Source organism: Flavobacterium sp. HSC-32F16, from assembly GCF_024171645.1.
Classification (GTDB): domain Bacteria; phylum Bacteroidota; class Bacteroidia; order Flavobacteriales; family Flavobacteriaceae; genus Flavobacterium.
This window is the reverse complement of sequence record NZ_JALKAC010000012.1, coordinates 119,466-137,814: the sequence shown is the minus strand read 5'-3', so window position 1 is coordinate 137,814 and position 18,349 is coordinate 119,466. Positions and strand designations below refer to the sequence as shown.

The following is an 18,349-nucleotide window of genomic DNA, read 5'->3' as shown; positions in this document are numbered from 1 at the left end:
ATCTTTATTTTTATCACATATAAAACTGTATGTTAGACAAATACCTGATTAATACTAAAAGCTAAATCTTTTGATTTAGCTTTTTTTGTCTAAAAAATACTTAAGATTTTATAAAATTAAGAATATCCAGATTAACTCTATCCGCATCTGTAGTTGGTATTCCGTGACAAAGTCCGGGATAAGTAATCAATTTCCCGTTTTTTACCAGTTTTATCGCTCTTAAAGCAGTGACATTATAAGGTACAATCTGGTCATCTTCACCATGAAGAATAAGTATCGGAACATCAACACTTTTTAAATCTTCAGTAAAATCTGTTTCAGAAAATGCTTTGATACAGTCAAAATGAGCCTTTATTCCTCCCATCATTCCCTGACGCCACCAATTATCCTGAATTCCTTTTTTTATATCAGCACCTTCTCTATTATATCCGTAGAACGGAAAAGTAATATCGTGGTAAAATTGCTGGCGGTTATTGGCCGTATTAAAACGGATATCGTTAAATACTTCAATAGGAACACCATCAGGATTGCCTTCGTTTTTGATCATATAGGGTGTCACGGCACTTATAAGTATCACTTTTGATACTCGGTTTTTACCATATTGTGCTGCATACCTAATCGCTTCACCTCCTCCGGTAGAGTGCCCAATGTGTACAGCATCTTTTAAATCTAAAAATGCAGTAAGTTCTGCCACATCTGCCGCATACGTATCCATTTCATTACCCAAATAAGTTTGTGTAGATCTCCCGTGTCCTCTCCTGTCATATGCAATGACCCTAAATCCCTGATCTAAAAAAAACAGCATTTGTGCATCCCAGTCATCTGCTGTTAAAGGCCAGCCATGATGAAAAAAAATAGGTGTTCCTGTTCCCCAGTCTTTATAATAAATCTCTGTTCCGTCTTTTACTGTAATCTTGCTCATTGTATTTTGCTTTAATTGTTAGTATTAATTTCTCTACACATTATTCGAATTACTTTATTTATAATTTTTCGTACCAGTCTAAAATATAATCTGCCACAGCTTCCCAGCCTGGTTCTCCACATATAAAATGGCTTTTTCCTTGAAAAATCTTCAAGTCAACCCTGCTGTTTCTATCTTTATACTTTCTTGCTAATGTAGTCGTAAGTGATGAAGGAAAAATAGCATCGCTTTCTCCTCCAATAAACAAAATAGGATTGTGCGGCTTACTAAAATCAATATTCGAAAAAGAATTTAATACCAGTTCTCGGCTCACTTTGTAACTTTCCGGAACTGCAATACTGTCAAAAGCGCTGGCTCTATCTCTTTCTGGCAATGTGTTAAAAAAACATTTGTCATACCAATCACGGCTTCCCATAAAATATTTTTTGGAAGTAAAGAAACCAAATGCCGGAATAACTGACTTTAATGTTGCAAATGGAGGAAATACATTTTTTGGAGGAGCACCGTCAATACTTACTGCCGCAACGGCTTTATTTAATTCTAATAACTTCATCGCCGCCATTCCTGCCATTGAATGTCCAATAATTAATGGCTTTTCAGGCAGGGTTTCAATAAGTTTTATACAATTGTTAACCACGTCTATAAAACCCGTTTTCGTTAAATCAGGATGAACTTGTTTTCTTAATTCAGAAGGAATTCCATCATGTCCGGGATTAGCAGGCGTATAAACGGTATATCCTTTTTGTTCATAATAGTCTTTCCAGTTTTTCCAGCTGATTTGATTTACAAAGTTTCCATGTATCAGGATAATAGATTTTGATTTTGTCATAAGATTAATATTTAATGAGTAATTGAGGTTTATAAATTTTAACGCATCTTACTTCTATAACAGCAGTATAATCCGGGTAAGGCACCTATTTAAAGAAAATCAGATTTTATCAATTAAAATTCTAATTAAAAAAACTTTTTTATGTGCCTAAATATGAAAACTGATAATACAACTAGTATGCTAATTTAATAAAACATTGATTATCAACAACATAAAATCTATTTCGTTTTTTTTAATTGCTATATTTCGTAAATAAATACCCGCTGTAGTGATATATAAATAATTTGATTTTTTGCCGGGATAACCTTCATCGTGATGTGTATATGAGACCAAGGCGGTCGTACTGTTTTTAAATACCACTAATTATATAAAGTTATATCTCTTTTTTTATATTTGTATGCTGATAATAACACTATGAAAGATAATTGGACTACTATATTTTATGCTGATGATGATGAAGATGACAGAATGTTTTTTGAAGAAGTCGCTCAACAGATTGGAGAAAGTATAAGTCTTTTTGAATTAGGAGATCAGATGCTTAAAAAGCTTCAAAATCCACCGCCTTCGCCTTCGTTAATTTTTCTGGACTTAAATATGCCTGTAAAAGACGGCTTTGAAGTGCTTAAGGAAATTAAAAACACGGACAATCTAAAAGATATTCCGGTAATTATTCTTTCGACTGCCAGTAATTCTGAAACAGTTCAGAGATGTTTTAATCTTGGTGCTTCTCTTTATTTAAAAAAAACAATGTCTATTGGCGATTTGAAAAAATCGGTGCAGCATGTACTTTCTATAAACTGGAAACAGCAAACTATTACAAAGGATAATTTTGTTTACAATGGGTAATTTTAAGTACATTAAAATGCAGTAATTATAAGGTTATTGATTTGAAGGAAGATCCGGCAGAAATATATGAAACGTACTTCCCTGCCCCACTTGTGATTCTGCATACATAAATCCTTGGTGATTCATGACAATTCTTCTGCACAAAGCCAAGCCAATCCCGCTTCCTGGAAAAATAGTCTGTACATGAAGACGCTTAAAAATTTCAAAAATCTGATCCTCATGATCTTTTTCAAAACCAATTCCATTATCACTAAATGAAATATGATAATAGTTTACACTAAGCAGTGGAGAATTGGTAAATTTTACCATATCATCATGAGAAACTAAAACCGAACTGATTTTTATTTGAGGTGCTATATCTGGATTGATAAATTTGAGAGAATTACTTACGAGATTATAAAATAACTGATTCATCTGCAAGCCTACAGCTTGAATTACCGGAAGATTTTCAATACTTATTTCAGCCTTTTTCTCTGTTGCAGCTAATTCGAAATCACGCCATACATTCTGTGTTATCTCAGCAAGATCTATAGTCTGTAAACTTTTTTCAGGCTGGATCAATCTTGAGAAAGCAAGCAAATCAGATATCAGCTTACTCATACGAGCTGCGGAAAATGCAATTTTTTCAATGATAGTTTTAGGATCTCGTTTTGAACTTACTTCTTGCAGCATGGCCGCAAAAATCTGAATTTTACGCAAAGGTTCCTGAAGATCATGACTGGCAACATACGCAAACTGAGCCAGCTCTTCATTAGAATGTTTAAGTGCATTATTCGATTGTTCGAGTTCTGCATTTGTTCCTTTCAGTTCTTTTAAAACAACTGCAAGCTCTTTGGTTCTAACATCTACCTCACTCTCCAATGCCAATTGAAGCTCTCTCTGTATCGTAATATCCTGAGTCGTTCCGCTTATAACCAAAGCTTTTCCAGTCTCATCAAAATCAGTCTGGCCTACAGCATGAATAACCTTTTCTTGTCCGCTTAAACCATGAATAATCCTGTATTCGGCTTCATATTTTCCGCTGGAACCTGTTTTCTGTGCTGCAAAAAAAGCTTCAGTTACTCTCTTATAATCTGATGGTTTTATTAAAGCTCTTACATCTTCAGACGGTACTAAGGTATTACTAAGTCCGAACATAGCAGCATGACGTTCTGAAACGGTGCTTATTCCTGTCGCAATATCAAGTGACCAAGTACCCAGCTGTGCTACCTCTACTGCAGATCGCAATTTAGATTCACTTTCCCGAAGCGCAATTTCACTTAGTTTACTCTGCGTAATATCCGTAGCATGTACAATCAAACCTATAACCTTTTCTCTATTATCCTTGTGCGGTGTATAAACAATACTAAGCCATCTGCGCACTCCCATTCTGGAAGGTGCAAACATCTCATATTTTTCCTGTTGTCCGCCATAGGCGATTTCAAGATGAGGAAGAGTTTTAGCATAAGCCGCTTCTCCTAGAAACTCCATAACCGTTTTTCCAACAGCTTCGTCTCCTTTAATAGAAAACCATTCTCTAAATACACTATTGTAAGTAACATAACGTTGTTCGTGATCGAGATAAAAAATCATGGCAGGAACAGTATCTCTTAACAGCTGGAGGTGTGCTTCACTTGCCTGCAATTTTTCTTCCTTTTCTTTTTCTGCTGTAATATCTATCGCAATGGCTGTAATGTATTTTTCTCCCTTTGCATCCATTACTACAGAAATACTGTTGTTTACCCAAATTATCGATCCATCGCGGCATATATACCGTTTTGTAATCAAAAAGTCATTTCCATTAGCAATACAGTCTTGCAGCATTTTCATATTAAGCTCCAAATCTTCAGGATGTGTCAGCTCACCTAAATTCATTTTCAGAATTTCATCCCTGCTGTAGCCCAGCATTTGGCAATAACGGTTATTAACCTCTACTATGCGTCCTTGTATATTAGCCTGCGCAATTCCGGCATTCGACTGCATTACTACACTGTTGAGGTGTGATCTTACAGAACTGGATGCTATTACATCTGGAATAATGGCAGAATTTTCAATACAGGTAGCAAAAATACCATCAATAGTATCTTCATGATTATTAGATATTACGCTGTATCCTACAGTAAGATACACCTGCTGAAAAGTGCCATTTCTAACGACAGATGAAACTATATTTGTTTCTGATTTATAAACACCTTCCTCAATCCTATCTGCAACTGCATCAGCAGCTAATTGCCATTCTGGCGGCAGAGCAATTTTTATTGCTTTTCCTAAAGAATCTGGATGTTTACCGCTATCCGCAAGAAAAGGACGGAAAGAGTCATTGTAAAAAAACGTTTTCTCTCTTCCCCAGACTATAAACATAGGAACACGGGAAGCAAGCATAATTCCAAGTGCAGTTCGAAGATTATCGGGCCATTTTTCTAAATCTCCAACTGGCGTAGTACTCCAATCTTTCTGCGATATCAGGGTCCCTGCTTCTCCTCCGTTTTTTAAAAATGAATAGTCACATACTTGGTCTTCTTGCACTGCTAATTTGATTTGGTTCAACCCGAAAGATAAAGTAATTTTAATAAACCAGCAATTATTCAGGAAAAGAAGCATTTCAAATATTTCAAATTATTTGATTTTCACTTAAGGCATTTGACATCACAAAAATGATAATTCAACAAACCTGAACAGTAATTATATAAAATCTCCCGATACAATAATTGTAATTTTAATTTATTCATTTGAAAATGTGCCGCTTACTTTATCTATTAACATTAAAATATATTTATATGACATTCCAAAATTACTTTTATACACCTCATGAATCTGCAGGTGATATGACATCTTATGAAGAGCAGCTTTTATTAAACTATGATGATTATCTTGAAGGCAGTCTTACAACAAAGGCGAATAATCATTATAACTTAGAGCTTGGTGAACTGGAAGAAGACCTTGAAGATGATTTCGAATCAGAGTATGACGAAAATGACTGGGAAGAAGAAGATACAGATGAAAACCTAGCAGGCGAATATGATGAAAATGAAGAACTTCCCGGGACTTTTGAAATGATAAATTAAAACCGGAAAAACTCCTAAGCAAAATAATTCCAGATCCATCAGAACTGAGAGACTGAATCTGTTAAAAGAACTATTAAAAAAATCCACTTAAAGTGGATTTTTTTATTTCAGCATTTTAAAACTAAATGCTTTTAATTCAAATTAATTGCGATTGGCACTATTTGCCTGCCTGATTCCTTTTGCATCGGTTAAATTAAAACGATACACAAAACTAAGTCGGTAACGGGCTGCGTTAGGCATATTGTTTTCTGTAATATAATAATCTGTACCCGTTGTAGTGCTTTTATTCTGACGCAGATCAAAAACATTTGTGACATCCAATACAATTGCAGCTTTGTCTTTTAATAAAGTTTTACTTAAACCAAAATCAAGCGATTGCAATACATCGTTTCTTGTTTGCGCATTTTGCTGCGCACCGCGAAAATTATAACGTCCCTGCAAACTGAATTTTGAAGGCAGTTTTACCTGTGTGTTTAATCGTCCGGTAAAGGTCTTACCCTCATAATCAAGATTTTCTTCCTGATAGCTTCCTTTTTGCGTAAAATGATAAAAATTCATTTCCAGATTTACCTGAAGCCATTTTACAGGATTGTATAATGTCGAAAGTTCTAAACCACTTCGTATTTCATGTTGAATATTAATGGGCGTTGTAAAAAATATATCATTTTCACGATACGTAAAATCCTGAATATAACCGCTTTCCCATTGATAATACACAGAGGGATTCAGCGTAAACTTTTTCCATGTTTTAAGAAAACCCAATTCAAACACATCAGAGTAAGAAGGATTTAAATCAGGATTACCAATGTATTGTGCATTTAAATCGGTTAGTTCATTAAAGGGATATAAGGCATATAACGACGGACGATTAATACGTTTGCTGTAATTTAACTGCAATGTTGAGGTTTCAAACTTATAACTCAAATTAACTGCAGGAAATAACCTATTGTATTTTTTGTCATCATTGTAAGTGTTTTTAATATCTGAAATAGCAATTTTGGTAAATTCCGTACGCAGACCCAGCATATAATTAAATCTCTTAAACTTATTACTGTATTGTGCATAAGCACTGGAAATTGTTTCTGTATAATTTAAATCATTGTCAATATTTTGATAAATTGTCCAGATATTCTCTTCTTGCTCCTCAGCCAGAAAACGGCTGGAAACTTTGCGAATTTCGCTCTTAACACCAATTTCAAACACCGAAACCGAATCTATTGGCTGAATAAAATCACTTTGAAGAAGCAAATCTTTACTGCTTCCTATCGACTTGGTTCTAATACCTGGATAAGCAAACATTTCCGGATAAATACGCTGTGTAGAAAGATCCCAGTTTTTATCACTATTCCACCAATCATACTGAACGTCAATAGTCCATTTTTTTGACGGCTTTTTAAAAGTCTGGGTATAATTAAATTCAAATTGATTATAATCTCTTTTTTCTAATGATTTTCCTTCTCTTGTTAAAACGCTGTCCTTAGTATTCTCAGCATTACCGTAATTGTACAATAAATGAGTTTTGTCATCGTCTTTTGTGGCATTTTTCAAAAACGCAGCAGTAATCGTGCGATGTTCATCAATATAATAATCCGCCCCAAGATAAATCAATTTACCATCATCATGGCGATCTTCATTTTGCACATGAGTCATATAATTGGGCATTCCATTACTTGTAGTAGATTGATTCGTAGTATACAAACCAACATAATCTGAAGAACGTATTCCAAAATTGGAAAAAATATTGATTTTATCCGATTTAAAATTTATACTTGGATTAAGCCGGCTGTCATTTGGTGAACCGGCAACCAATCGTACCTGGCCGCTAAAACCGCTTTTTTTATTTTTCTTCAAAATGATATTGATAATTCCTGCCGAGCCGGAAGCATCATATCGTGAAGAAGGATTAGTTATTACCTCAATACGATCAATTTGATCAGCGGCAATTTGATCTAGTGCGTTGCTTTGCGTTAAACCAGACTGACGTCCATTGATTAGTACTAATACACTGCTGTTACCACGAAGACTTATTTCTCCCGTTGGACTGACAGTTACCGAAGGTACACCATTTAAAACGTCATGAGCGGAGCCATTCTGAGAAAGCACATCTTTGCCCACTTCAAAAACTTTTTTATCCAGCTTTAAACTGATGTTTGATTTTTGCCCATTAACTTCTACAGCGTTTAATTGTACAGCATCGGTTTTTAAATTGATAATTCCCAATTCTATTTGTTTTTTCTCCGAAGTAATTTCTAATCGCTGAGAATAATTTTGATAGCCTATAAAACTAAAAAAGATTGTCATTCTGCCAATCGGCAGTCCTTCAAAAGTAAAAATACCTTTATCGTCCGTTACGCCTGCCGCTATAGTTTTTAAGTTTTTATCCTGTATCGAAACGGTTACATAAGAAATTGCTTCCTGAGTTGTATTGTCCTGAATTTTACCAGAAACAACTGTTTGCTGCGCAATGCTAAACATTGGAATTAACAAAATTAAAATACTGGTTATTAACGTCTTCATATTTATTGATTTTACAATACAAGATTAGTTTATAAAATAATTCACTATACTTTAAAACTTGTGAACTGCTCTAAGAGCTTTTAAACTGCATTTCTCTATTCGATATTTATTTTATCTTTATCTCATGTATCGATCAGCCTTTTTTATAGTTTTAATAGTAGTATTGTTTTCTTCATGTAAACAGTATACTGAGTATGTGAAATCGGATGTAATTTATTATGTTGACGATGATAAACCTCAGGATTTTCTGGGCAAGTCGGCAGATTCTATATTTAAGGTTTATATCGATGTTGAATTGCTCAAAAGGGAAAACACTTCCACTCCACTGGGTTTGCAAGTGTGCGGTTTTGGTGCTTTTGATGTATATTGGGACGGCATTTTAGTGGGAAGCAACGGTAAAATGACTAAATCAGGTCAAGCCGAAATACCGGGAACCGAATTAACTTATTATCAAATACCCGAAAATCTGGCCAGTATAGGCAAGCATATTGTAACAGTAAAAGGAACACAAACTGAGTTACGAGAATCCAGACGCGGCATCAAAGTAAAACTAGAAAGTTATTTAAGGCTTCATCGTGCGCCGCTAATTGTTATGTCGTTTATGAATCTAATGGCAGGAGCTTTTCTTATTGCGTCTATTTATTACTTTTTTCTTTATATCAACAGCACCCGAAAAGAAGCAACGGTTTTACTTTTCGGAATAATTTGTCTGCTCTTTTTCTGTCTGCTTATTATTGAATACATAAAGTTTTATATCGACATTCCATATACCCATTTTTATACCCGATTACAAATTGTAGGACTGCTCACATTAGTCATTTCAATACTGGTTCCCTTGTATTTTATGCTGCAGTTTGGTTTCAAAAAAAAACGGCTGTTTTTATTTCTTTTAGCTGTAAGCCTTTTGGTTATTTACATTACCTACTATGGTCATTATGATAGAACTGCAATATATTTTAGCTACTCAATGTGTATTTTTTCAATGATTGTGGCTGTCGATGCTGCATACCGAAAAATTAAAGGCGGATTAATTGTCGTATTGGGTTTATTAGCAAGTGTGGTGGTGAATAAATTTATATTTTATGATTTTGGGCTGTTTGTCGCTTTTACAATTATAGTCTTATCAATGCTTTATCTGCATACCATTAGAGCCAAAGCTTTGGAAGAGGCACATAACGCATCACTTTTACTTTCATCAAGATTACAATTACAACTGGTCAAGAAAAATATTCAGCCGCATTTTCTTCGTAATACATTGACTTCCTTAATTGACTGGATCGAAGAATCGCCGCAGCAAGGTGTTATATTTATTAAGGCACTGGCAGATGAATTTGATATTATGAATTCTATTGCCGAAGACACGCTGATCCCTATTAAACAGGAAATCGAATTATGCCGAAAACATTTAGAAATAATGTCTTTTAGAAAAGAAGTATGTTACAACTGGGAAGAAAAAAATATTGATTTTAATGAAGAAATTCCACCGGCAGTGATTCATACCCTTATAGAAAACGGAATTACGCACAGTTTACCTCCAAAACAAGGGTGTATTACTTTTTCATTGAGTTTTACCAGAGAAAAAAAGTACAAGCAATATACCTTGATAACCGTGGCAAAAAACCGAAATCGCAAAAAGGAAAATAGTAACGGAACCGGTTTTAAATACATTAAAGCCAGATTAAACGAAAGTTATGGCAGTAATTGGCAGTTTGATTCTTTTGCTGTAGAAGAAGGATGGTGTACAATCATTAAAATTTTTGATAAAAAATGAAGATTCTTATAATTGAAGATGAGGCCCGAATTGCCAAACGAATCGAAAGAATGACTCGTGATTTTTTTGATAAAGAAGTACAGATTTTACTTAGCGATTCTATTGAAAATGGATTAAATACAATTGAAAACCAATCAATTGATTTACTGCTTCTCGATTTAAATTTAAATGGCGAAGATGGATTTGAAGTTTTACAGAACATAGTGGCAAAATCTTTTCAAACTATTATTATTTCAGCTTATACAGATAAAGCTATTACGGCATTTAATTATGGTGTTTTAGATTTTGTTCCCAAACCATTTGATGAAACCAGACTTGTACAGGCTTTTATGCGTTTTACATCTACAGAAGGAAAAGACAGTCATGAAATTCAGTTTTTAGCAGTAAAAAAAGCAAAAACAATTAAACTTATCACCATTAAAGATATAAGATACATAAAAGGCGCAGGAATTTATACTGAATTGTATTTATCAGACGGCCGTGTAGAACTGCACGATAAATCTATGGAATCATTAGAAAAACTGCTTCCGAAAACATTTGAACGAATACATAAATCTTATATTCTCTGCTGGCAGGAAGCAGAGAAATTGGTTATAGAAGCAGGAGGCAGATACAATATGCTGCTTAAAAATGGAGAATTATTACCAGTAGGCCGTTCAAAATATAAAGAAATCAGGCAGAAATTAATTTAGCCTAAATTTTCTCTTTCTTTAATGTTGAGGTCATCAAAGTGTATTTCTTAAAAGTAATTTAAAAACACGTAGAAATACCTACTTAAAAATCAATGAGTTATATTAATTTTAGTAAAATTCTTTGAAGAATGTATAAGTTATTAACGGCAATTGATACTACGGAAAGTTATGAGTATAGGAATAATAGGAATTGGAAGTTTTACGCTAGAAATAGCCCGAAGAGCCTATCAGGCAGGTTACGATGTTATCATACACAATCCAAGAGGCAATAGTCTGATTAGGGATGTAACAGAAAAAATAGGACCAGAAATAAAGCTCGTATCCTTAGGTGAAGCTGCCCAGGCAGAAATAATATTGCTATTTATACCTAAAGACGAATTGAAAAAAGTGATTGATAATCTTCCTGATATGACTGGAAAAATTATTGTACACACCAGTACACTTATTTTTGATCCACAGTCATTATTTTCCGGAATAAAAAATGCTATGACTTATAAAATTACGGCCTCACTTCTTCCCAATGCCCATATTATAAAACTTTTCAGTCCTATTGATCTCAATAAAAAAAGTGATGATTCTCATAATAAAAAAAGAGAAGAAATATTTTTTATCGCCGATCATGCTGATTCCAAATATACTATACTCCTTTTTCTAAAAAAACTGCTGTATACTCCAATTGATCTTTCTGGCCGGTTAAAGCTTCAAAATATCGGAATAGATCTTGGTTCAGTACTTAACTCCATAACGACTAATAAGTAATAAAACGATCTTTATTCAATCAAAATTGAACAAAAAAAGAATGCATTAATTACGTATTATAACCGTAATTAATGCATTCTTATATTTAAGGAAATCTAGATAGTGAAAGTTCAATAATCTAGAACTATGATTTAATAATATACAGACAGCATGATTTTAGAATCAGAAGTGTCTATGATTTTTTCTAGTCTTTTAAAGAAAATATCACTCACCATTGGACAGCCGTGACTATTGATAATATAATATTCTTTTTCATCATCCGGAACTTCTTTGTAACGGTGCAGAACAATAGCTCTTTTAAGTGCATTGCTGTTGGTTTGATCCAAACCAGCAAGCCTAAAAGCTTTTCCAAAAACACCTTTATACGATTTTTCTACACTGTAGCGTCCTAATGAAGTGCAGTTTGAATTTGGTTCGTTGCTAAATTGCAGGATATCACCTTTAATTCCAGTTTCAGATCCTGAACCGTGCGCCACAAGTCCCTGGTCTATGATCTTTTCATTTTCAAGATCATAAACAAAAAAACGATTTCTTCCAGATTTGATCTTCATATCAACAAGAAAAGCAATTTTCTTGCTATAGCCGCGGTTTGTAGAAACATAAGACTTAACCTCATTTAGGTGATCAGTAAGTCTTGCCAGTTCAATTTCATTTAAAATATCTTTTTCATCCTTTACATTGTATGTTGTAAAAGAGCTTAAAGAAAAAAGCAGTGCCATAAAAAATATTCTCATATAAAGGCCATGTATTTAATTAAACAGCAGATTTGGGATTGCCTGTCAAAAATTAATTTGAATATTCATTAGTTTTTGATGTTGCAAAATTATGTAGAAATTTTATACAATTCCCATATCTCCCATGTTAAAATTAATATAAATATTTGATATGCAGATCATAAAGATTGATTTATTTTATGATTTTTTTGTTAAAAAACGATTTTACAGGCAGATTTACCGTTAACGATTTCCGTTTTTATTAAAAAACAGAACAACAAAAAACTACTTAATAAAGATGAAAATCATATAATCACAGAGTAAAATTATATAAAAACATATTGAAAACTCGATTTAAATTAGCAGTGTAAAAATAGGAGAAATCTCAAATTAAACAAAGTGGTAAAATAGTGAGTTTAAAAAGTTATTGATGTAGTTTTTTAAAATTCATAATACAACTATAAATATAACACTTCACAGGGATAATTAAAATTATAAACGTGACCAAAAGAAGTTTCTCTTCATCAAAAAGATATTTAGAATAGCAATTATATTGAGTAATTAAAAAAGCAAACATTCTCTAAATCAAAACTAAAATCAACTTTACTTAAACAAAACTTTAAATCATCATATCATGAAAAATTCAAAAACAAATAGAAATGAGAACTACAGCTGTCCTCTCTCTAAAAGTCGTTTATATACAGGCGAAAACAATGAATTGATATGTGTAAAAACATACAAGGGAGATTGGGGAGACTGGGACGAAAAACCTGCAAACAGCAATTTTGACTGCAGCCAGGATTCAAATGAGATTTCTGAAAATACCTCAAGCGAAGAAGTCCTCCTTTAAAACCGCCTTTTAAAATAAATAATCCCTCAAAACTAACATTTGCTTTGAGGGATTATTCTATTAAAACTAAATCTATATTTTAACAGCTGTATTAGATTCTATATTTTTGCATAAAAATATTAATTTCTACATCAAAAAAGTAAATGACTATACAGGATTTAGCGGGTAATTTTTCTATTTCAGGAAGCAATCAGGACGAAAGCAATCAAATAACGTATGAAGGAATTTTGAGTTTAACACTGGATGAAAACAACCGAATAATTGCCAAATGGATTATTAACAACTCTCAAATACAAAAAGGCCGTGGTTTCTTTAAAGATAATATTCTCGTTATAAATTTCAATTATAAGGAAGATGATAATAAAACTTATAAAGGTGTTGCGGTTTACAGATGTATAACTAAAGATGTTCTTGACGGCTTTTGGTCTGAAAAACACGGAAATCCTCTATATTTAGGAACAGAGCATTGTTTAAGAATAGAAACTACTGAAAGATTAAACTAGTATAAACAACCTTTACTTTTATGCAGCTTAAAGGTCGTTTATTTTTTTAATTTTCAGGAAGCAGATTATCTAAATCAGATAAGGTGTAGAATTTAAGATCATTCGTTTTCATGTATTGGCATATAAATTCTAAAGTCTCAATTTTAGTCTGATAATTTTCAGTTACATTTTTTACGGGTTTATGACCGCATAAAAGCAATATTTTATTATTCTTTTTAGCATAATCCAGTAATTCTAAAACATAAGGAATACTAAAATGAATGTGACTGTTGTCTATATCAAAAGCAAATACAATTTTTGAATTACTAAAATAACTGTCTTGTTTTTCCGGAGCTTCACCTCCAAAAGCCCTACCTCTTATTATTTTAAATTTCTTTGATAATGCTTTATCCAATTCATCCGATCTTTCGCCGTAAGGGTAAGCAAATGAAGTAACTTTAAAAGATTTCTTTTTCATGGAAACAATCATAGGATCTATTTCCTGTTTCATGTAAGCGTCGATTCCGTTTTGCTGTACAAATTTCAAAGCATTATAATGGTGATAACCATGTCCGGCTATTTCATGCCCTTCTTTTTGCATTTGAAGAAGTTTTTTTATTTCCGGCTCGCCAATAGAATCTATACGGCATACATTAAAGGTTGCTTTCCATCCGTATTTTTTCAAAGCAGCATCGGCTTCCGCCCATTCATCTACATAAGCATCATCAAAAGACAAAATTACTCCCGCTTTATAAGCTTTAGGTTCTGCTTTTTGTTTCTTAGTTTCACAGGAAAAAAGGGTTAAGAACATTAAAAACAATAGTGTCTTTAAAAAAAATATCTTCATAAATAAGATTGAATTAAGTGAAACTTCAAATAAATTTCTATAGAAATAACGTTTCAAATATAGAAAACTATTTAGAATATTTTACTTACAATTAAAGCGTAGTGAAAAATACCATTTTTTTTAAATCAGAATGCTTTATGAAATACATTATTCCTTTTTTGTAAAGCCTTTTCTGGTCATTTCGCCCCAGCCTTTAGTTCCCATAATTTTTTCTTTATAACCTATTAAAGCCGCATAAACCGTTAATGGATGAAAATAGAATGGTTCAATAAAAGCAGCTAACAAAAGCTTGAAGAAATCGGCTTGTTTGGGATATTTATGATACGTTCTCTCTTCGCTGAATAAAGCAATAACCGAAAAGAAAACAGCAAATGTGTAGACAAAAAGCAATAATAAAAGAAAAAAATGCCAGTTGAGTAATCCAAATATTAAAAACACAATGGTAATTACAAGACCTATAAACTCAATTGCAGGAGCCAAAAATTCAAATAAAGTCCAATACGGAATACTCAGCATTCCTAACAATTTGTATTTAGGATTTAAGAACATTTTTTTATGCAGCGATAATGTTTCAATTGTTCCTCTCATCCATCGGCTGCGTTGTTTTTTGAAAATATTAAAATCTTCCGGCGCCTCGGTCCAGCAAAGCGGATCCGGGATGTATCGCACCGCATACGGCAGTTTGTTTTCGAGCATATAACGTCGCATTCTTACCACAAGTTCCATGTCCTCACCTACTGTTTTGGTACTGTAACCACCGGCCAGTAAAGCTATTTCTTTATCAAATGCACCAAAAGCACCGCTTATAAGCAATAACCCGTCAAGTCTTCCCCAAGCCATTCTTCCTAAAAGAAAAGCTCTTAAGTATTCTAAAACCTGTATTCTAGGCAGTATAACATCCGGAACATTCACTTCAACCAAGCGTCCGTTTTTAATAATACACTGGTTTGCGATTCTCACAACACCTCCAGTTGCAATAACACGTTTTCCACTCGATTCAAGAAAAGGTTTTGCTAATTTAAGAAGTGAATCTTTGTCGAGTATACAATCAACATCTATACAAACTACATACGGATTTTGTGCAATATTAAGACCTGCATTTAAGGCATCGGCTTTACCTCCATTTTCTTTGTCGACTACAATTAGTTTTTTGAAAGCAGTATTTCTTGAAGTATAAAGACCTCTGATTTTTTTTGTTTCAATTTTAGGATGAATTTCAAGTTCTGTAAGAACGAGATCGTACGTTCTAACCAAAACTTCCATCGAATTATCCTTACTTCCGTCATTAACCACAATTACCTGATAGTGATTGTAATTTAAAGAAAGTAAAGATTTTACATTTTCTTCAATAGTAAAACCTTCATTGTATGCAGGTGCAATAAGTGAAAGTTTGGGTGCAAATTCGCTTGTAAGCAGTACATCGTAATCAACAAAACTATTTTTTTTAAGGTATCCTCTTAATTCTTTTGCAGAAAGATAGGCTAATATTAAATATGACGACATAATCAATATCGCATATGCCAATATCAGGATTAAATAGATATGGGTAAAAACGGTTATTTCGTTGTTAAAGAAACTCATTTTTAAGCTGTTATTAAACTGTTAATGTACGCAGCACATTTTGGGCTTCGTATTTTATTAAAGTATTTGGAGCTCTTTCTGCCAATTGTTCTACATACTGAACTTTTTGTGTCAATTTTAATTCCTTAATAAGCTTTAAGCCAAGTGCCACAACAGTTGTGTTTTGAGATTCCAGTAAAAGTTCAATTCCTTTTGTATCTCCTATATCGTGTTTTTTAAAAGCATGAATAATGTTTAGCTGAGTCCATTCATCAATTGGGTTCGAATGTTCTGTAAGATGAACAATTCCTCTTGTTCCTGCTAGTTTAATGCAGGCATTGATTGCGGTAATCTGCAACGTTTTTTTGCGGGCTTTAGAGAATGTAATTATGGTTTCAAAAGCTTCATAAACATTCATTTCGGCCAGTTCAGTAATTCCTTTGCATTTTACATCCCATTTTAGGCTTTTCAGCTTTTTCATGGAATCTTTTATCAATCCGGAATCTTTGTAAAACTCCTCTAATTTTTTTGCATAAACACCTTCATAATTTTTATGAAGATTGATGATAGATTGCGTTATAACTTCTCTAAAGAAACTATTTTCAGACATTGCTCTATAGTCATTATTTTTTGAAACAGTTTCAAAAGAAACCTCTTCAAAAACGACCCCAAACATTAGTTTATCGATAAAGGCGTCATACTTTTCCTTGTACTTTTCTTTATTAATATTCCTGTTTCGGCTTTTAATAATTAACAAATACAAAAATAATGATGCCACAATAAACAATCCGATTGAAAACGTTAAGAAAGGCTCGACCCATACACCGCTTTTATAAATTTCCCAGAGATCTGTCATCTTAAAAACGTTTAGTAATAATTATTTGTGCATTAAACCTGTTTCTATATTCTCCCGGCACATATTCTTCATATTCATAAAGAAATATTGGTCGTACAAAAAATGAATCGCCAATACGCTGTTGGTATTGCAACCCTACTCTATATGCTTTTAGGGGTTGTGTGTAGTTGTTATAAAGATATAAATACGGAACGTTTCCATACTGCAGTTCAAATCGCACTATACGTTCTTTTTCTTCGTTGGTATTTTGAAAACTTAAAACATGAGAAAATAAAGCATTTCCTGTATCGTAGTAAGGTCTGTAAGCGATTGAATTACTTCCTGCTTTATACGAAATCTGACCTGTAAGCAATGTTACATCTTCTGTTTCAAAATGCATAAATCGGGCTCCCAAAGCATAATCGAATCTTTTTTGCGGTCTAAAATAATATTCAACTCCCGCTTTTGCTGCAGGAAATATCGTTTCGCCGGTTGAAACTCCAGCATTTACATATAAATAATCTTTTTTTGAAAAGGTTTGATAATAATCTGCTTCAAACAGCATTTGAGTATCGTTATTTACACTTCCAGCATTTGCTCTTCCCACAAGTGCCGATTTGCTGAATTTATGCGAATATTCTACATAACCATAATGCAATGGAGATTGTCCCGGGTTTGATGTTGAAACATTTAAATAAGAAACCGATACTGCATTTTTCGTTTTATGTCCAATAAGTGTTCGTATTCCTTTAAATGCCTGTGTACTGTTTTCTGTTACCGCAGTTTTATCAATGATTTCTAAAGCTTCTTTGTCTCTTCCTAATTTTTCAAGACAAGTAACTTTAATTTTTAAAACCTCAATATTATTGGGATCTATTGCCAGATATCGATCGCAATACGATATACATTTCTCAAACTGTTCTGTCCAATAATACACATTTGTAATCGCCAGCAGCGCATCTGGTGCGGGATTAACCCTGTCTGTCATTGGAGACAATACTTCTATTGCTGTTTTGTATTCTTTTTTCCAGCTGTAAATACGTCCTGCAAATGTTTTTATATCTTCATTTTCAGGATACTTTTTGAGTAAAGGATCAATTAACGATAATGCTTTATCATAACTTTCCTTTTCTGCCTCGCGCTTTGCAGTTGACAGAGTTTCGTCTATATTAATTTCCTGTGCGGTTGCTGCAAAAGAAATAAGCACCAGAAAAATAGAATAATATGTAAACTTCATTAAACACGTGTTTTTAGTAATTTATTAATTCTCACCAAAAGTACTGCCGGACTTATAGGTTTCGCTATAAATTCGTTTGCACCAATGTCAAAAGAATCCAGTTCAGTTTGTTCTACACCCGAAGAAGTAAGTATAATTATTGGAATATCAGAATGAAGAGTTTGTCTGACATACTGCGTAATTTCCATTCCGCTTATACCAGGCATATTTATATCTGTAAGGATTAAATCGTAACTGCTTTTTTCTATTGCATCAAGTGCATCTCTGCCGTCAGAAAACTGGTCAACAGTGTATCCTTTAGATTCTAAGAAAAAAGATAATGACTTGCGTAGGATATCATTATCTTCGGCTAAAACTATTCTCATAGGTTAAATATTTGTCTTTGGAGCAAATTTTATTTCTAATATCAGAAATTAACGTAAAGCTAGAGTATATTTCTCTTTTA

At 33.2% G+C, this 18,349-nt stretch carries 17 protein-coding genes; 7 read left to right on the top strand and 10 right to left on the bottom strand.

What is annotated here, in order from left to right; translation table 11 throughout:
• Window positions 1-100: 100 nt before the first annotated feature.
• Together L1276_RS24085 and L1276_RS24080 are read right to left on the bottom strand one after the other, a co-directional pair.
• The gene (locus tag L1276_RS24085; protein ID WP_253792327.1) at window positions 101-922 is read right to left on the bottom strand and encodes an alpha/beta fold hydrolase; all 822 of its coding nucleotides are present in this window, start codon (window positions 920-922) and stop codon (window positions 101-103) included.
• Between the two features lie 58 nt (window positions 923-980).
• On the bottom strand, window positions 981-1,751 hold the full coding sequence (locus L1276_RS24080) for a carboxylesterase (protein ID WP_253792326.1): 771 nt from the start codon (window positions 1,749-1,751) through the stop codon (window positions 981-983).
• Between the two features lie 414 nt (window positions 1,752-2,165).
• Between L1276_RS24080 and L1276_RS24075 the strand changes: the two genes are divergently transcribed.
• Complete coding sequence (locus L1276_RS24075; protein ID WP_253792325.1) at window positions 2,166-2,597, top strand: response regulator; 432 nt, start codon at window positions 2,166-2,168, stop codon at window positions 2,595-2,597.
• Between the two features lie 33 nt (window positions 2,598-2,630).
• Here the strand turns inward: L1276_RS24075 and L1276_RS24070 are convergent, their stop codons facing one another.
• A complete protein-coding gene (locus L1276_RS24070) occupies window positions 2,631-5,102 on the bottom strand; it encodes a PAS domain S-box protein (RefSeq protein WP_253792323.1) in 2,472 nt (823 codons plus the stop codon).
• 251 nt (window positions 5,103-5,353) lie between these two features.
• Between L1276_RS24070 and L1276_RS24065 the strand changes: the two genes are divergently transcribed.
• Window positions 5,354-5,641, top strand: a complete 288-nt coding sequence (locus L1276_RS24065; RefSeq protein WP_253792321.1) for a hypothetical protein — start codon at window positions 5,354-5,356, stop codon at window positions 5,639-5,641.
• 141 nt (window positions 5,642-5,782) lie between these two features.
• Here the strand turns inward: L1276_RS24065 and L1276_RS24060 are convergent, their stop codons facing one another.
• Window positions 5,783-8,158: an outer membrane beta-barrel family protein gene (locus L1276_RS24060; RefSeq protein WP_253792319.1), complete on the bottom strand. Its 2,376-nt coding sequence runs from the start codon at window positions 8,156-8,158 to the stop codon at window positions 5,783-5,785.
• A gap of 196 nt (window positions 8,159-8,354) precedes the next feature.
• Between L1276_RS24060 and L1276_RS24055 the strand changes: the two genes are divergently transcribed.
• From L1276_RS24055 to L1276_RS24045, 3 genes are all read left to right on the top strand, one after another.
• Window positions 8,355-9,929 (top strand): histidine kinase, encoded by a 1,575-nt coding sequence (locus L1276_RS24055; RefSeq protein WP_253792317.1) that lies wholly within the window; start codon window positions 8,355-8,357, stop codon window positions 9,927-9,929.
• A complete protein-coding gene (locus L1276_RS24050) occupies window positions 9,926-10,621 on the top strand; it encodes a LytTR family DNA-binding domain-containing protein (RefSeq protein WP_253792315.1) in 696 nt (231 codons plus the stop codon). The genes L1276_RS24055 and L1276_RS24050 overlap by 4 nt, the downstream gene beginning before the upstream one ends.
• A 168-nt stretch (window positions 10,622-10,789) precedes the next feature.
• On the top strand, window positions 10,790-11,380 hold the full coding sequence (locus L1276_RS24045) for an NAD(P)-binding domain-containing protein (protein ID WP_253792313.1): 591 nt from the start codon (window positions 10,790-10,792) through the stop codon (window positions 11,378-11,380).
• Window positions 11,381-11,511: 131 nt separating this feature from the next.
• Here L1276_RS24045 and L1276_RS24040 read toward each other — a convergent pair whose 3' ends face one another.
• Window positions 11,512-12,114 carry a murein L,D-transpeptidase catalytic domain-containing protein gene (locus L1276_RS24040; protein ID WP_253792311.1) on the bottom strand — a complete coding sequence of 201 codons (603 nt, stop codon included), beginning with the start codon at window positions 12,112-12,114 and terminating at the stop codon, window positions 11,512-11,514.
• A gap of 613 nt (window positions 12,115-12,727) precedes the next feature.
• Between L1276_RS24040 and L1276_RS24035 the strand changes: the two genes are divergently transcribed.
• Complete coding sequence (locus L1276_RS24035) at window positions 12,728-12,943, top strand: hypothetical protein (RefSeq protein WP_253792309.1); 216 nt, start codon at window positions 12,728-12,730, stop codon at window positions 12,941-12,943.
• 143 nt (window positions 12,944-13,086) lie between these two features.
• Entirely contained in the window at window positions 13,087-13,446 is a 360-nt protein-coding gene (locus L1276_RS24030; RefSeq protein WP_253792307.1) for a hypothetical protein, read from the top strand.
• A 46-nt stretch (window positions 13,447-13,492) separates the two neighbouring features.
• Here L1276_RS24030 and L1276_RS24025 read toward each other — a convergent pair whose 3' ends face one another.
• From L1276_RS24025 to L1276_RS24005, 5 genes are all read right to left on the bottom strand, one after another.
• Window positions 13,493-14,272 (bottom strand): polysaccharide deacetylase family protein, encoded by a 780-nt coding sequence (locus L1276_RS24025; RefSeq protein ID WP_253792305.1) that lies wholly within the window; start codon window positions 14,270-14,272, stop codon window positions 13,493-13,495.
• 147 nt (window positions 14,273-14,419) lie between these two features.
• On the bottom strand, window positions 14,420-15,853 hold the full coding sequence (locus tag L1276_RS24020; RefSeq protein WP_253792303.1) for a glycosyltransferase family 2 protein: 1,434 nt from the start codon (window positions 15,851-15,853) through the stop codon (window positions 14,420-14,422).
• A gap of 13 nt (window positions 15,854-15,866) precedes the next feature.
• A complete protein-coding gene (locus L1276_RS24015; protein ID WP_253792301.1) occupies window positions 15,867-16,688 on the bottom strand; it encodes a hypothetical protein in 822 nt (273 codons plus the stop codon).
• Window position 16,689: 1 nt separating this feature from the next.
• On the bottom strand, window positions 16,690-17,904 hold the full coding sequence (locus L1276_RS24010) for a YaiO family outer membrane beta-barrel protein (RefSeq protein ID WP_253792299.1): 1,215 nt from the start codon (window positions 17,902-17,904) through the stop codon (window positions 16,690-16,692).
• A complete protein-coding gene (locus tag L1276_RS24005) occupies window positions 17,904-18,269 on the bottom strand; it encodes a response regulator transcription factor (protein ID WP_253792298.1) in 366 nt (121 codons plus the stop codon). Before L1276_RS24005 ends, L1276_RS24010 begins: the two co-directional genes overlap by 1 nt.
• Window positions 18,270-18,349 lie beyond the last annotated feature (80 nt).

Excerpts from the sequence above, each read along its gene's own strand:
- L1276_RS24085 (WP_253792327.1), bottom strand. The coding sequence starts at position 922 with ATGAGCAAGATTACAGTAAAAGACGGAACAGAGATTTATTATAAAGAC.
- L1276_RS24080 (WP_253792326.1), bottom strand. The coding sequence starts at position 1,751 with ATGACAAAATCAAAATCTATTATCCTGATACATGGAAACTTTGTAAAT.
- L1276_RS24075 (WP_253792325.1), top strand. The coding sequence starts at position 2,166 with ATGAAAGATAATTGGACTACTATATTTTATGCTGATGATGATGAAGAT.
- L1276_RS24065 (WP_253792321.1), top strand. The coding sequence starts at position 5,354 with ATGACATTCCAAAATTACTTTTATACACCTCATGAATCTGCAGGTGAT.
- L1276_RS24060 (WP_253792319.1), bottom strand. The coding sequence starts at position 8,158 with ATGAAGACGTTAATAACCAGTATTTTAATTTTGTTAATTCCAATGTTT.
- L1276_RS24050 (WP_253792315.1), top strand. The coding sequence starts at position 9,926 with ATGAAGATTCTTATAATTGAAGATGAGGCCCGAATTGCCAAACGAATC.
- L1276_RS24045 (WP_253792313.1), top strand. The coding sequence starts at position 10,790 with ATGAGTATAGGAATAATAGGAATTGGAAGTTTTACGCTAGAAATAGCC.
- L1276_RS24040 (WP_253792311.1), bottom strand. The coding sequence starts at position 12,114 with ATGAGAATATTTTTTATGGCACTGCTTTTTTCTTTAAGCTCTTTTACA.
- L1276_RS24035 (WP_253792309.1), top strand. The coding sequence starts at position 12,728 with ATGAAAAATTCAAAAACAAATAGAAATGAGAACTACAGCTGTCCTCTC.
- L1276_RS24030 (WP_253792307.1), top strand. The coding sequence starts at position 13,087 with ATGACTATACAGGATTTAGCGGGTAATTTTTCTATTTCAGGAAGCAAT.
- L1276_RS24025 (WP_253792305.1), bottom strand. The coding sequence starts at position 14,272 with ATGAAGATATTTTTTTTAAAGACACTATTGTTTTTAATGTTCTTAACC.
- L1276_RS24020 (WP_253792303.1), bottom strand. The coding sequence starts at position 15,853 with ATGAGTTTCTTTAACAACGAAATAACCGTTTTTACCCATATCTATTTA.
- L1276_RS24015 (WP_253792301.1), bottom strand. The coding sequence starts at position 16,688 with ATGACAGATCTCTGGGAAATTTATAAAAGCGGTGTATGGGTCGAGCCT.
- L1276_RS24010 (WP_253792299.1), bottom strand. The coding sequence starts at position 17,904 with ATGAAGTTTACATATTATTCTATTTTTCTGGTGCTTATTTCTTTTGCA.
- L1276_RS24005 (WP_253792298.1), bottom strand. The coding sequence starts at position 18,269 with ATGAGAATAGTTTTAGCCGAAGATAATGATATCCTACGCAAGTCATTA.